Source organism: Paenibacillus xylanexedens, assembly GCF_007676705.1.
In the GTDB taxonomy this organism is placed as follows: Bacteria; Bacillota; Bacilli; order Paenibacillales; family Paenibacillaceae; genus Paenibacillus; species Paenibacillus xylanexedens_C.
This window is the reverse complement of the sequence record NZ_VEBF01000008.1, coordinates 80930-95887: the sequence shown is the minus strand read 5'-3', so window position 1 is coordinate 95887 and position 14958 is coordinate 80930. Positions and strand designations below refer to the sequence as shown.

The window sequence follows — 14958 nt, the reverse complement described above, 5'->3', positions numbered from 1 at the left end:
CGAATCGATATAAAATCGGTGCTCAACCTGTTCTCTTTATAACGCCAATTTGGTCAGGAATTGTTCAATCTCGTCCATATACCCAGCGGTGGTAATACTTCTTGGAGCAAACAGGAATCTCAGCCCTATTCTCCATTCCGAGCCTGCAATGGATGTAGGAAGCATCGAATGCTCCGTATTTTGAAAAATCTTCTCGTGAAGCAAATACGACGGCTTGACTTCCTGACGATATGCACGCCCGGTATCCTTGATATCGACATTGACGTCATCTTCTCCAAGCAATAGCAGGACTGGTGTTTTGAAATTGTGCAAATCCTCCGTTGCATCCACTGTGAAGTTTTTACTCACAAAGTTCCAACGATCCTTGATCATCTGCTCCTCACCTTGACGTGCAAGCCTAATGTATTCCTCATAAGAACCATGACGTTTCAACACATCATTGATCTTGTTATCGTAATCCATCTGTGCTTGTATCTCAGTGGCCGAAAATCCATCCTTGGCCATTTGACTCCGTGTGTTGTATTCTCCCTGTCTCAGCCAATTGATCGCTGGAGAAACGAGAATACTAAATGCGAGATTTTCCTTGCCTGCAAGCTTGGGAATGACCCACCCCGCCTGACTTGCTCCCCATACACCAATTTTGGAACCATCAATCATCGGTTGCTCTTTCGCCCAAGCGATAGCCTGCTCGGCTTCAACTACACGATCATCGATGCTTTGATTCAGCCAGTTGCCTTCGGAACCACCTATGCCGCGTTTGTCCAGCGACAACGAAGCGTATCCTATGGAAGCAAGGCGCTCCCACAATGGCTTATATCCATCACTATGTGTCGAATCAATCGGACCATCACCATGGATGAAAAGCACGAGTCCCAGCTTGCCTGATTCGTTCTCAGGCAGAGACAGTGTACCGGTCAGTTTGCCTTGTGGGGTTTGAATTTCGATGTGTTGTTCGACCATACTGTAGTCCTGTTGCACGACAATGTACGTTCCTGTACCAACAATTAATAAAATGAAGACGAGTAGTGAAATCCAGATTCCTTTACGTTGAAGCATGATCGTCTCCTTTGCGGGTCATATAATTCCATTGTTGTTCACCGAGAAGCATGCCGGTCATCCAGCTTTTTGTACTGTTTTGTGTGTGAAACTGCAGACGTTCGTACATCTGAATGGCTTTCAGGTTGTGACTTGCCACATGCAGACTGAGATACGACATCTGCCGGGATTGCAGCATGTATTGCTGCGCCCAGGCGAGTAATTGTCTGCCGATTCCCTTGCTCTGATGTTGTGGATGCACAACGATATCCTCGATGTAACATTCCTGCGTCACAGGTTCGTGTTTCAGCAAATGAATTCCCGTTAACATCAGAAGGCGTCTCAAAGTGCCGATGTGATAGCAAGCGTCCCACACCTGGGAACCTCTCACCTTTCCAGCGATCTGTTCATGAGAGCCTGGCTTCCACTTCAAAGACATCGTGCCCACAATGACATCGTCTTCTCGTGCGACCACACGCAGATTTCCAGTATCTTGGGGAACATGATGCAGCATCTGCTCAAAGGCTGTAGCCAGATCTGACAAGGACATTGCAGTGGATCTCTGGAATTTATGTCCAAATCCATAAGCCATCAGTTCGCTGGCTATTTTGTAACGATCAGGCTGGATGCGTTCAATCTGAACGAGATGTGTCATAAGGCAACCTCCTGTTCTGTTATGATCTGTGACAGTAATTCATAATGAAACTTGTCGGGTGTGAACAACGATAAATACGATTTTTCCACCATGAGTAGTGGCCCCTGACAGACATATCCCACCTCTTCGGCGTTAGCATAAAAATGCTGAATGTGAGCAGCCAGTTGTTCTTCATTTTCCACAAAAAGATGACAGGACAGATACGTACCCGATGGCAGCATCAGATGATGCATTCCTTTCTGAGTGGGAGTGTACATGCCTACGATGCCGGACGAATCGTAGACATAATGGAGATCTGCTTCAAACAGATTGGTGATCTCGCCTTTGTGCTGTACAAGTGTCTGCGCATTCAGCGTGGCAGTAGCCTCCATCTCAAACCATAGCGATAGCGGCGTGGCTTCGCGCTGAATGATGTTACATGCTGTCTCCACCGGATCGGCAAGATGTGCTTTTTCCTCCAATAACTTCTCCATAAAATGCTTGGTCTCCTGATGTTTCTTAATCTCGGCTTCGGTATCGGTCAGTGCCTGATGAAAGAGTGGTGTGATCTCTTCGGGAGTCAGACGTGTAAGACATTCTTTGATCACTTGAACGGACAGCCCCATCTTACGCAGCAATAAAATATGGGCAAGCCTGTACACTTCATCCATGCCATACATTCGGTACTGATTATCACCTGTGTAAGCCGGATGCAACACTCCCTTTTCCTCAAAATAACGAATTTGATGTACCGATACGTGCATCAGCTTGGCCAATTCGCTAATTGTAATTTCAGCATTCACTGTCATCTCCACCTTCGCTGTTCTTCCTGTACATAGCATAAACCTTAGGTCCGACCCAAGGTCAAGCCTCGTTTTCAATTCAAATCAGTTTTTTCACAGATGTACCAAAAAAGCAAGTCATATCGCTGACCTGCTTTGGATTTGATTTCTATTTTCGAGGTGGTATTACAATGTATGTAATCATATTATTGGGGGGGACATACCGATAGAAACCCCAATAAAAATCAGTCCAACAAACGCACCAAAAATGGTCTAGGTTCCTGCCCTTTTTCTATGTATCTCTTCAACGTTGCGTTGACCTGCCAGAAATCTCATGATAAGCCAGTATATAGCGTGGAAAGAACACCACTTATACTCAATGATACACAAAACGGGCAAGCCACATATGTGACCTGCCCGTTAGATTCACTCCATCTAGCCTGCGAATATTTAAAATCACACCGGATCGAGGCTCATCTCAATATTGATAATACCCTTTCCATAAAAATGTGCTAATTCAATTTCTTGTTATTTCCTCAGATATGCTCAATATACATCTCATTCAAAATATGACCCACACGATATGTGTGCTCTGCCAATTCAGATTTCACATATGATTCAATATCAGTCTTTTCGAGATTGTACATGACCTCCATTTCTCTAGAAAAAAGAAGGTGTCCCTTATCGATTTTCTGCTCCAACGAGGTTATCTGTTTGGGTTTCAGATCACCACCAAGCACCTGCTGAAGTGCTTGCACATATGTTTCAAGAGAACGCGCTCCGACAATTTTCATACCTTGGTTCTCTTCATTCACAATGACTATTGATGGGAAACCTCTAACTCCCAAACTAGCGACACTCTCAAAGTCTTCCTCTAATAACTCTTGTGCAGATTGCTGGGCAGCCGCCTCAACCACTTCTTTTCCATTCAAGCCCAGTTGATTGACGATATCCGTTAGCACATCATCTTCTCCAATATTTCGATTAAATGCAAACACGGCTTCACGCGCACGTCTTAAAAAGTCATGTTCTTTCCCAGGGTGTGTACTCTGAATGACCTTAAATACGCGAGATGGCGGATAGGAAGAGAGTATTGGATTATCGTGCCATAAGGAACCGTCGATGGGCATACGTGAATGCTCACCCACTTCCTTCCAATGCTCTGCAACGTCCGAAGGTTTCTGAATCCCGTTAGCGCCATCTGAGAAACCATTCCAGTTAGCCAGTAGCCCACCCATTTTGACTTGCAGCGTAAAATAATGGCCGTATTCCTCAACAAACCGATGAAGCACAGGCTCAAGCGCCCAGCAGTGAGAGCAGATCGGATCTGTTGCGTAATAAAGAGTTATCCTTTTCTCAACGTGATTCAGATTGATTTCTTGCATCGCCTCTTCCTCATTCACACCACATACGCCTGTTTCCAGATCACACATCATAGATTCGTTACTCACGTTTATCCCGCCTTTATATTGTCTTATGAATTGATTTTCTTGTGTTAGTTTGATTATAATGTCTACAATCTTCTGAACAAGTACGATTCTTTTTCTGACTTAGTATCAAAAAGTATACTATTGGAGGGTATCAAGTGAAATACGAGTTTAATTTCGATCAGTTATGTCCAGCGACTTATGCATTTCAGGTCATTGGAGGCAAGTGGAATCTTCCGATCCTGGCAATCCTCAGTGAAAATGACTGTATACGTTACAATGAATTAAAAAGAAGACTGCCTGGCATTACCGGAACGATGCTAACGAACTGTTTGAAGGATTTGATTCATTACGGCATCGTGCATCGGGAGCAATATAACGAGGTGCCACCGAGAGTGGAGTATTCGCTCACAGAATCGGGCAAGGAATTGGTTCCCTTAATTGAATCCGTGGTAATGTGGGGTCAGAAAAATATGACAGCAGGCGTGAAGGAACAAGAAATATAACACCTGGCCTAATGTAACCCCTTAGCATAGATGTTCATTTTCTAATCGCTCTGCACACTTTGTTCAACGGCAAAAAGGCTATTTCACTGGACTATCATGTCCTTTGAAATAGCCTTTCATTTATAAATACAAGACGGTCGCTTGTTTACGATGTGTGCACATCTAACCATTCAAGTCTTCATGTTCCTCATTTCCTAAATACATGACCGTTTTTTCTCCCTCAACCAACCTAACGATCTGTTTTCGTAATTTTGAGGGCAATAAAGGTTGTTGGATCAAGTTTTTAATTTCGAGCCATTCATATTCTACTTGGTTTTCGTCACTTGGCAGAATAGAATTGTCATTGTCCACTAAACCTATGTATTCGGATAAAAAAACAAAATCTACACGATGAAGAGCTGCACCATATACACCTTCAATTACGAATTCCAATGATAAAGGCTCTACTTCTACTCCAACTTCTGCTGCTACTTCTCTCTTCACGGCATCAGTCAGCGTTTCACCTGCATTCTGGCTCCCGCCAGGCAAGATATAGATTACATCGCCATTATCTTCCTGCCTAATCGCAAGCATTCTCCCATCTTTGATAATTAATGCTTTTGCAGAATTTCTAATCTTTCTCTCCATTGTAATCCCCCATATATTTCTGTCTCAAGTTGTTGAAGGTTAATTCCGTTTAACTTCACGATTTACATGAAGAATATTTTAACATATGCGTCTAAACAAATTCTGAACAATCAGATCAACTCACTCTTTGCGGTCTGAATGAAAGCAGCCATGGATGGTGATATCCACTTCTCCCGATGCCAGAGCATTTGTGCAGAAAAGGATACATCCGATAAATCCCACGGCAAAGCAACCAACTCTCCCTCGCTCAACTCTTTCTTCATAGCCATTTCAGGCAACAGAGCGATCCCAAGACCAGCCACAGCGCATTGTTTAATGGCTTCTACACTATGAAACTCCAGTTCTGTCAGAGCATCCGCGCCTTTTTTCAGTAGGGATTGGTCAAATTGAGTACGATATGAACAGTTCTTTTCGGTCAACAAAAAATGCTGTTTATGGAAGTCATCAACGATCAATGAGGAACGCGATGCTAACATATGATCGGGAGACACCACCATCTGAAAGGTCTCATCCTTTAAAAACTCTGAATGAAGGTCTTTGGAAGCAATAGGCTCATCCAATACAAAAACTACATCGGCATGTCCTTCTCTCAGACTGGATTTAAGCTCTTGCCCAGACAACGGACGGAATAATAACCGCACACCAAGATACTCCGCTCGGAAGCGTTTGAACAAGGCCGGAAGAAGATATGCACATAGAACTTCATCTGCTCCGATTACAATCGTTCCCGCCAATTCTCCGTCCTGACTAGATATGCATTTCGCTTCCTCTACATCGTTTAAGATTTTGGTGGCATACGGCAAAAATTGATCGCCTGCATCCGTTAATACGACCTTTTTGCCTAAACGATCCAACAATTTCACGCCAAGCTCTTCTTCCAGGGATTTGATTTGCATCGTTATGGTAGACGGTACATAACTCAATAATTCAGCAGTTTGATGAAAGCTGCAGGTCGAAGCAAGTGTCCAAAAGGTTTTTAGTTGGCGTATCTCCATGAATCAGGCACCTCCTCTGTTCAAAATAAATGAATGATATGTTCGATAACGTTTCGTTGAATTGATGATATGCCTATTGTAGAGTGAAATCAAGTTATTACTTTATTTTAAAGGAGAATCTATCCATGAACGATTATGATACATATAACCTTGGAGACACATTACTTCAATCGGGGCAACTGCTCCCTCAAGCTTTTATTGCTTACAAGACTTATGGAACCTTAAATGCCGCAAAGGACAATGTTATTGTCGTTCCAACGTGGTTTGCTGGACTTCACACAGATAATGAATGGTTAATTGGAACGGGCAAGGCACTGGATCCCAGTCGGTATTTTATCATCGTGCCCAATATGTTGGGTAACGGATTATCGTCCTCTCCCAGCAATACCCCTGCCCCATACGATAAGGAAAACTTCCCTCTCATCTCCATGTATGACAATGTACGTTTCCAACATCAACTGCTCACTCAAAAGTTCGGTATCACCAAAATCAGACTCGTTGTGGGCTGGTCTCTGGGAGCCATGCAGGTTTTTCAATGGGGAACGAGTTATCCCGAGATGGTTGAACGTATTGCCCCCTTTGGCGGAACCGCAAAGAGCAGACCGCATACACAACTGGTATTCGAAGCCATGATCGCGGCGTTAACGGCAGATTCGAATTTTAAAAACGGAAGATATGAGCGCCCACCGGTTGCTGGTCTCGCAGCGATGGGTAGAGCTTATGCTCCATGGGGGTTCTCGCAGGCGTACTATTTGGAGAAATTGTATCAATCCGAAGGTTACGATACCTTGGAATCTTATGTAGAAGATTACTGGGACCAGGTCTTTTTATCCTTCGATGCTAACGACTTAATCACCATGCTTCGTACAGGAATACATGGAGACATTAGCGATAATCCCGTAGATGAACGCAGCTTCGAACAGGCGCTAAGCAAGATCACCTCTCCTGCACTCGTTATGCCAGGGTCAAGTGACTTGTTCTTCACGCCAGAGGACAGTGCGTATGATGTTCAGCACATGCCGAATGCTGTTTTTCAACCTATAGAGTCCAAGTGGGGACACTGCTTTGGGATCGGAGCCAACGAAGCGGATTCACTTGTTATCGATCGTCATCTCAAGCGATTTTTGGAGACATGAGTAAAAAAAGAATGAGTAAAAGGTAAAAAAAGTGCACTGAACTCGTGAATCTTTTCTCCGCTACAACTCGAAAGTAAAAAAACATACGGATTCTCGTCAATAACCTTTATATCCCCTTTCCCCTTTCTCGTTTAGAATATTTTCAAGAAAGCGTTATTGAAATATGACTGATAAGGGGGAAAAGAAATGAACAAGAAAACGAAAACTTTAGTCTTGTCTTTATGCATGTCAACCTTATTACTCGCAGCCTGTAGCAATGGAAGCAATACGGAGAAAGATGCCACTACGGAACCGGATTCCAACGAGGCTGGAACGACAACGATCCACACCGTGACGTCAGAATACACTTCTGCCAAGTATCCAAAGGGCGATGATATCACAAACAATGTGTGGATTAAGCGCTACAAAGAGAAGTTCAATATTGATGTCAAAACAGACTGGGTCAGCGATGAGTATGATACAAAACTGAATTTGGCTATAGCATCGAACGATCTTCCTGACGTCTTCAGGGTTAATCCCTCGCAACTGAGACAGTTGGTCGAAGCCGATATGGTCATGGATCTTTCCGAGGTTTTTGATCAACACGCTTCCGAACGTCTCAAAGGTTATATGGAAGCGGATGCGGACAGTTACGAGTCTGGAAAGAAGGACGGTAAGCTGTACGGGATACCGCAGATGCACTGGGGATTAATTGAACAACCAGACTTCATCTGGATCCGGAACGACTGGAAAGAAGAATTGGGAGTCCAGGATCCGAAATCTGTGGAAGACATCAAGAATATCGCACTAAAATTCATGGATAAGCACGGCGGTTATGGTATAGCCGTAGATCAATCGTTGGATTACCTGAACTTGCTCGCCATTGCGTGGAATGCGCACCCGGATATGTGGATCAAGGATAATAGTGGACAACTCGTATACGGCTCCGTCCAGCCTGAGATGAAGAATGCGCTGGCTGAGTGGTCTGAATGGTACAAACGGGGCATCATTGATCCGGAATTTGCAATCAAAGATTTCAACGCGATGAACGCGGATATCGTCGCCGGCAAAGTGGGAATGCAGCCTTATTACCAATGGTGGGGTTATAATCCGGGTGTCGATACGGTATCCAATCTGGGTAAGGACGCCATCTTCTACCCTTATACCATCCCTACCGTCGATGGAAAGGAAGCAAAACAATCCATTTTCTTCGCCAACAACAATTATATCGTCATGAAAAAGGGATTCAAGAGCCCTGAAGAAGTGATTAAGATTTTGAACGACTATGCTTATATCGTGGATGAAGGCAATGGCAAAGAATCTCCAGAAACGCTATCTGCCTTGCTGGATAACGATATTGCCCATGTTGTCGGTGCGTTCCGTGTACTTAATCCGAATTCGGATTACGAGCAATTTGAAGCTGTGTCAGCTGCCCTTGAATCCAAGGATACCAGTGGACTCACGACTTCGGGAATGTGGCAAAAATATAACAACAGTGTTGAATTCATGGAGAATGCAACACCAGGAGCGGTCGGTGATTATTTACAACAAGGTGCTCCAAAAAATGCTTATGGTCTGGCCAAAAAAGTACTCGACAGCGAGAACTATACAAAGACAGCCTTATGGGGTGTTACGCCAGAGATCCTGTCGAGCTATGGAACAACCTTGGATGATATCCTGACCGAAGGCTTCACCAAGATCATTATGGGTAGCGAAAGTATCGATTATTTCGATGTGATTGTCCAGAATTGGCGAGCAGCCGGAGGCGATGACGCAACCCAGGCAGTCAATGACGCATACGGAAAATAATAAGACAGTTGCCAATAAGGGGTGGGGATGTTCTCATCTCTTGTTGGTAGCGGTTACAACTCGATCTCGTCAAGAACGGAGGAATATGAATGCTGAGAAAATGGAAGCAGCAGAGTCCCTACCATCTCATGTTGATCCCAAGTCTGGTCCTGGTCTTCATCTTTAGTTACATCCCTTTCTACGGACTTATTATTGCGTTTCAGAAGTACAATCCCGGCCTCGGGTTCAACTCGCCATGGGTAGGATGGGATAATTTCACGCACATATTTAATCAGCCGAACTTCGTAAGAACGATCTGGAATACACTGTACATGTCTGTCTTCAAAATTATCGGCGGTATTATCGTACCCGTTATTTTCGCATTACTGCTTAACGAAGTACTACACAGTGGAATCAAACGCACATTCCAAACGCTGGTATACATTCCGAACTTCCTCTCTTGGGTCATTATGGCCGGCATCATGCTGGATATCCTTAGCTCCGACGGCATCATCAATACGTTTCTAGGCGTATTCGGGATTGCACCGATTTCCTTTCTCGGCACACCCTCTATTTTTCCTTGGACGATGATTGTGAGTGACATATGGAAGGGCTTCGGGTTTGGTACAGTGGTATACCTGGCAGCCCTAACCAGCATTGATCCGGGGCTGTACGAGGCTGCAGTGATTGACGGAGCAAAACGGTGGAAGCAGACCATCTACATTACGTTGCCCCTCCTCATGCCCACGATTGTTTTAATGACCGTATTGTCGCTTGGAAACGTACTTAATGCTGGCTTTGACCAAATCTATAATCTCTACTCCCCTGTCGTCTATCAGACCGGTGATATTATTGATACCTATGTATATCGGTTGGGAATTCAGCAGGCCCAGTATTCAATTGGTACCGCTGTCGGATTATTCAAATCTATCATTTCCAGTGTTCTGGTTGCCGTATCGTACATCCTGGCCTACAGGGTGGCTGGCTATCGCATCTTCTAAGAAGGAGGAACTCACCGTATGATCCATGATAAAAGTATGAGCAGGCGTGTGTTTCTAATCATAAACTACATCATATTACTACTGATCTCTCTGCTCTGTATTCTGCCGTTTATCAACCTGTTGGCAGTTTCATTCAGTAGCAGTTCAGCTGTATCTGCAGGCAGTGTTACGTTCTGGCCTGTCGAATTCACGACAAAGGCTTATGAATTTGCATTAACTGGAGGGTCCTTCTTCTCCTCTCTCTGGGTTGCCATTCAACGAACCATTCTCGGGACATTGGTGAATCTGGTTTTGATCGTGCTCACAGCTTACCCCCTTTCCAAATCGAAACAAAAATTAATGGGCCGTAATATTTATATGGGATATTTTATTGTGACCATGTTATTTAGCGGAGGATTAATTCCAACGTATCTTGTTGTCGTTAAAATGGGACTGATTGATTCCATATGGTCTCTGATCCTGCCTGGGGCTCTCCCCGTATTCAGTATGATTATTCTGATGAATTTCATTAGGGGTTTGCCAGAAGAAATTGAAGAATCAGCAATCATCGACGGGGCTGGGCCTGTACAGGTATTGCTTCGTATTCTACTCCCGCTTCTCAAGCCCGCTCTCGCAACGGTTGGTTTGTTCAGCATCGTTGCCCACTGGAATTCATGGTTCGATGGCATTATCTATATGAACAATCCAGCCAATTATCCATTACAAAGCTACTTGCAGACCCTCCTGCAGAGCTTTGAGCAAATCATGCTGAAATCCGGATCAGATTATACGCAACTGTTATCCATGATGAACGCCAGAACGGGACGTGCCGCTCAAATGTTCTTGGGTGCCATTCCGATTCTGCTCGTGTATCCGTTCTTACAGAAATATTTCACCAAGGGTTTGGTGCTAGGTAGCGTTAAAGGCTAAACAAAAGGGCTTGTAGTTTATACTGTAAGCCCTTTTGTTTATATCTAATCTTATTTTTGGGGTCGCTGTACCACGTTATGACATCCATGAATGAAAGCATGGATGACTATTTCGCTTCTATGATGGCAGGTAGCAGAATGGAGAAAATGGTACCTTCATCTATTTTACTCGCGACTTGTATTCCATAGGGTTTACCAAAATGAAGTTGAATCCGCCGCTGCACGTTATGCAATCCAATCCCATTTGTTCCTGTACTGGCACCGGACTTTTCTTCCATCAAGTTCTGCATCGTATGATGATCCATACCAACGCCATTATCGCAGACCTCGATCACAACTTCATCCAGCTGTGATTGAATCCGAATGGTGATGATTCCGTCTTCTTCGAGTTCAGCCAGACCATGAAAAATCGCATTCTCCACAATCGGCTGCAGGATCATTTTGGGCATGCGATAATCCAACAGTCTATCCTCAACCTCATATCTCATCTGAATACAACCATAGTATCTGACATTCTGAATCGTTACGTAATTCGCTATATTATCGAGTTCTTCACGAATGGTTACGAGGGTTCCATCGGATTTTGTTGCATAGCGGAGCATCGAGATTAGTGCATCGGTCATTTCCACGATTTTATCAGCCTGCTGCATCGAGGCGATCCATTTCACCGATCCAAGGGTGTTATACAGAAAATGAGGTTTGATCTGGTCATGGAGCGCACGCATCTCGGCCTTGGCTTTCTCTATTTCTTCCTGCTGCATCCGTTCGACCATTCGCTTCAATTCATGCGACATCCTGTTGAACCGATTGGATAAGTGTCCAATCTCGTCTCTTGAGCGAATATGTTCAACTTGTTCGAACTGACCTTTCTCGACCAGAGCGATATTCCGGAGCAGTTTCTTAATGGGAGTTGTGATGACATGAGATAGAAATATGGATATGACGGCAGCAAAAAGAACCATGACAATAGCCAGCGTCACCAGATTACGCCCCAATATTTTGCCATCAGCAGTCAGCTCATCCAAAGGCATATATAAATACGTTGTCCATTTTTGTTGACTAAGCGGGCTGGTCACCACGACATTCAATGCTTCAGGTGGACGAACGTTGTCCCGGAACAGTGTACCAATTAATCGGTCGTTCACGTTGTATACGATCTTGTCATTTTCATCGACAATCATGAATCTGGAGCGTAGCCCTTCCTGTAAGTTGCGATTCACAATTTCGATGAATTTGATATCAATACTGACCACGATTACCCCAAGCAGTTTCCCGCTAGCCACATCATGAATTTTGCGTGCATGTGACACCGCCAGTATTTTATTCTTCAATTGCTCATCGATTCGCGTTGTGAGCGTAATGGTTCGATCATTTTCGTGCATGAACTTTTTGAACCACAATTCGTTCGCCACTTTGAAGTCTGGGTCAATGGGCTGGTGTGGGCTGACGAACAGATCCTGTCCCCCGTTCATATTGTAGAGGTAGATGGAAAATACGCGGTCTTTCATCATGATATAATTCATCAATATATTGTATGCGGCAATCTCATTTTGTTCGTTACCCTCTCGCAGGAAATCCTGGATCGGAAAACTTCCTTCATGGGTCGCAGATAGATTGTTGCTAAGGCCATTGCTGGCTAACAGCGTGATTTTCTCAATCTCCTTCAAGAATTCGTCAATACGAATATTCGTCTGCTTGGCCAGATCGCTTAACAACGTTGTATAGTTCTGTGCCAATAATCGCTCTGAGGAGTAATACGAATTGATTGTCATTACAAATACCGGAAGGATAATCACCGTCATACAGATCACCATAATTTTGTGCTTGATTTGGAAGGGCTGGACAAGCTTCATATGCTGCACCTCTATTCACCGATTACACTCATGCCTGCTGTAGTTCTCGATATTCCTCCGGAGTGACGCCTACCGATTTTTTGAAAATCTTACTGAAGTACGTGTAATTATGGTAGCCCACCTTTTCTGCAATTTCATACACTCTCAGTCCTTTGCTCAATAGATAAGACTTCGCATGTTCAATCCGAACACGAGTCAAGTACGTGATAAAGTTCTCTCCTTTTTCCTGCTTAAACAATCGGCTGAGATACGAGGGGTTGACACTGATTTGGCTAGCGATACTTTGCAGTGAGATGTCTTCCGCATAATACTTGTCGATCAACGCAATGGCGAGGTCAGCGTAGGTACTTTCCTGGTTCATTTCGGAGTCGGTTTGGAAGTAATACGCAATATGAGCAAGCATATCCTGATGGATATCCTCCCAATACTCACCCTTTAGAACGGTTTCATAAGGCGATTTCTTTGTAAAAGAAGGCGTACCTCTTTCCGCAGCTCGTGACAGATGGGAGTGTATCGTTTCCATTACCATGATATATTGCTTACGAATGCTATTCTCATCCGCCCGCTGGGCTTCCAGATCCGAGCGAATTCCTTCAAGGAACTCTTCTGCCTTTTGGTTGTCTTTGCTTACCCACAATTTCAACAAATCTCGTTCTTGTTGTGGACTCAGAGCTCCCTTAACTTCATTTCGATCTGGGGATTGAACCATGTCCTCGTAATACAATACCTGGTTACTGCCTTTGAAAAAACCTTGTTGCAGAGCCATTTCTGCCTCTTGGCAGGCCTTTCTAATGTAGGGGAAACTGGGAACGATTGTACTCACACCGGCCGTTAGCGATAGATTCATAAAATCCTTGATGGAAGAGAGCAATTTGTTACACAGTTTGTTCAAATCGGCGTGCACAGATTGGCTCTCAGGAAGTACATTAACGATAACCCAATATTCAGAAGAACTTTCAACAAAGATCTCTTTCTCCCATTTCGAAGGAATAATCTCTTCCATAATATTAAGAATCGAAAATCGGAGCAGCTTTTCACCCTTCTCTACATATTTCCGCTTCGCATCCTCGTAATAGTTCACAATAAACTTGATGACGACCAACTGGTCTGATCGTATACGGAAATGCAGTTCTTCCGCTTTGGCAACGATATCCTTCTCACTAATGAATCCGCTTACAACATCTTGGAAGAAGCTATCCTTTAAATGTCTTAGGGTCTTGGAGTAATCTTGTGTCATAGAAGGTGTGTTGGTCGGGCGCACAAGTTCACTTTGCAGTTTCTGTCCCACGGTGCTTAGGAGCTCGATAAGGGCAGTTTCTGTAATCTCGCTTTTAATCAAGTAGTCTGAAGCGCCAAGTTTCAATGCCTCTTTCACATAGTGAAATTCGTCAAAATTACTCAGGATGACATACTTACAGGTGTTCAGTACGCATGAGGCCTCCTGTATCAGCTGTAGCCCATCCATAATCGGCATCTTGATATCCGTAATAATTAGATCAGGCATCACTTCAAGCGCAAGACTCAATGCCTCTTTACCATTTCCTGCTTCACCAACAACATAGAAGTTGTACTCTTCCCAATTCAGCATGGAACGAATTCCAACCCGCATGAGCAATTCATCATCTACGATCATCAGTTTATACATGCGCATCCCCCAACATGAACCATTTTTAGATATTTTACCATTAAACGAACCATTGCAAAGATGTCTAGCGAACCTTCTTGAATTGCGGGTCTCATAAATATCACTTTTACAGAACGTATGTTCCTGTTATAATGAGATTATCGTATTTTGTGTAGCATAAAATGCCCGCTTGGAAAGGATACATATCATGAATTTATACAAGTTTGAATTAACGGTGAATGGATATCTGTTACGCGTTCATTTCAGTGCATCTGAAGAAAGTGGACTGAAATGGTGCAAACGAATCGCTTCTGAATTCCAGAGTAACGTTGCCAATCTGGAGATCAAGGTTGATATACATAAGAAGCAGACACAAAAGCATGCACGAGAATATCACGGAAAACCATATCTGTATGATCGGACACTGAGGAAAAAGCCGCTTGCCAAGAAAAATAACGCGTCCGAATCATCTGCTGTTATGTAAAAGTGTTTACAAGACGTAAGAAAAGACAAGTGAACTGGAACACATTCAATCGTTGTTTGATTTTCATGTTGAGTACAATTATGAGGTTTTCTTCTCCTGTTCGACATAAGAACTAGGTTTCTTAAAACAAAAAAAGCCGCAATCTATGCGACTTTTCAAGCAATAATCTGTTTTATAGT

14 protein-coding genes are annotated in these 14958 nt (G+C 43.7%); 6 read left to right on the top strand and 8 right to left on the bottom strand.

Annotated elements, in window-relative coordinates; all coding sequences use genetic code 11:
- Positions 1–36: 36 nt before the first annotated feature.
- The 4 genes from FS628_RS26855 to FS628_RS26840 form a co-directional block, all read right to left on the bottom strand.
- Positions 37–1056 carry an alpha/beta hydrolase family protein gene (locus tag FS628_RS26855; RefSeq protein ID WP_145326047.1) on the bottom strand — a complete coding sequence of 340 codons (1020 nt, stop codon included), beginning with the start codon at positions 1054–1056 and terminating at the stop codon, positions 37–39.
- Positions 1043–1690 carry a GNAT family N-acetyltransferase gene (locus FS628_RS26850; RefSeq protein WP_145326045.1) on the bottom strand — a complete coding sequence of 216 codons (648 nt, stop codon included), beginning with the start codon at positions 1688–1690 and terminating at the stop codon, positions 1043–1045. Before FS628_RS26850 ends, FS628_RS26855 begins: the two co-directional genes overlap by 14 nt.
- Positions 1687–2472 carry a helix-turn-helix domain-containing protein gene (locus tag FS628_RS26845; RefSeq protein ID WP_145326139.1) on the bottom strand — a complete coding sequence of 262 codons (786 nt, stop codon included), beginning with the start codon at positions 2470–2472 and terminating at the stop codon, positions 1687–1689. Before FS628_RS26845 ends, FS628_RS26850 begins: the two co-directional genes overlap by 4 nt.
- A gap of 515 nt (positions 2473–2987) precedes the next feature.
- The gene (locus FS628_RS26840; RefSeq protein ID WP_145326044.1) at positions 2988–3902 is read right to left on the bottom strand and encodes a DsbA family oxidoreductase; all 915 of its coding nucleotides are present in this window, start codon (positions 3900–3902) and stop codon (positions 2988–2990) included.
- A 134-nt stretch (positions 3903–4036) separates the two neighbouring features.
- Between FS628_RS26840 and FS628_RS26835 the strand changes: the two genes are divergently transcribed.
- Entirely contained in the window at positions 4037–4384 is a 348-nt protein-coding gene (locus tag FS628_RS26835; protein ID WP_145326042.1) for a winged helix-turn-helix transcriptional regulator, read from the top strand.
- 162 nt (positions 4385–4546) lie between these two features.
- Here FS628_RS26835 and FS628_RS26830 read toward each other — a convergent pair whose 3' ends face one another.
- Positions 4547–5011 (bottom strand): NUDIX domain-containing protein, encoded by a 465-nt coding sequence (locus FS628_RS26830; RefSeq protein WP_145326039.1) that lies wholly within the window; start codon positions 5009–5011, stop codon positions 4547–4549.
- Positions 5012–5121: 110 nt separating this feature from the next.
- Positions 5122–6006, bottom strand: a complete 885-nt coding sequence (locus FS628_RS26825) for a LysR family transcriptional regulator (protein WP_145326037.1) — start codon at positions 6004–6006, stop codon at positions 5122–5124.
- A gap of 125 nt (positions 6007–6131) precedes the next feature.
- Here FS628_RS26825 and FS628_RS26820 point away from each other — a divergent pair, with 125 nt between their 5' ends.
- From FS628_RS26820 to FS628_RS26805, 4 genes are all read left to right on the top strand, one after another.
- A complete protein-coding gene (locus tag FS628_RS26820) occupies positions 6132–7142 on the top strand; it encodes an alpha/beta fold hydrolase (RefSeq protein WP_145326035.1) in 1011 nt (336 codons plus the stop codon).
- Between the two features lie 186 nt (positions 7143–7328).
- On the top strand, positions 7329–8930 hold the full coding sequence (locus FS628_RS26815) for an extracellular solute-binding protein (protein ID WP_145326033.1): 1602 nt from the start codon (positions 7329–7331) through the stop codon (positions 8928–8930).
- 89 nt (positions 8931–9019) lie between these two features.
- On the top strand, positions 9020–9910 hold the full coding sequence (locus tag FS628_RS26810; RefSeq protein ID WP_145326031.1) for an ABC transporter permease: 891 nt from the start codon (positions 9020–9022) through the stop codon (positions 9908–9910).
- 18 nt (positions 9911–9928) lie between these two features.
- The gene (locus FS628_RS26805; protein ID WP_145326029.1) at positions 9929–10819 is read left to right on the top strand and encodes a carbohydrate ABC transporter permease; all 891 of its coding nucleotides are present in this window, start codon (positions 9929–9931) and stop codon (positions 10817–10819) included.
- 106 nt (positions 10820–10925) lie between these two features.
- Here the strand turns inward: FS628_RS26805 and FS628_RS26800 are convergent, their stop codons facing one another.
- Entirely contained in the window at positions 10926–12590 is a 1665-nt protein-coding gene (locus FS628_RS26800) for a cache domain-containing sensor histidine kinase (protein ID WP_260871207.1), read from the bottom strand.
- Between the two features lie 109 nt (positions 12591–12699).
- A complete protein-coding gene (locus FS628_RS26795; protein WP_186327987.1) occupies positions 12700–14316 on the bottom strand; it encodes a helix-turn-helix domain-containing protein in 1617 nt (538 codons plus the stop codon).
- 187 nt (positions 14317–14503) lie between these two features.
- Here FS628_RS26795 and FS628_RS26790 point away from each other — a divergent pair, with 187 nt between their 5' ends.
- On the top strand, positions 14504–14779 hold the full coding sequence (locus FS628_RS26790; RefSeq protein WP_145326023.1) for a hypothetical protein: 276 nt from the start codon (positions 14504–14506) through the stop codon (positions 14777–14779).
- Positions 14780–14958: the final 179 nt, after the last annotated feature.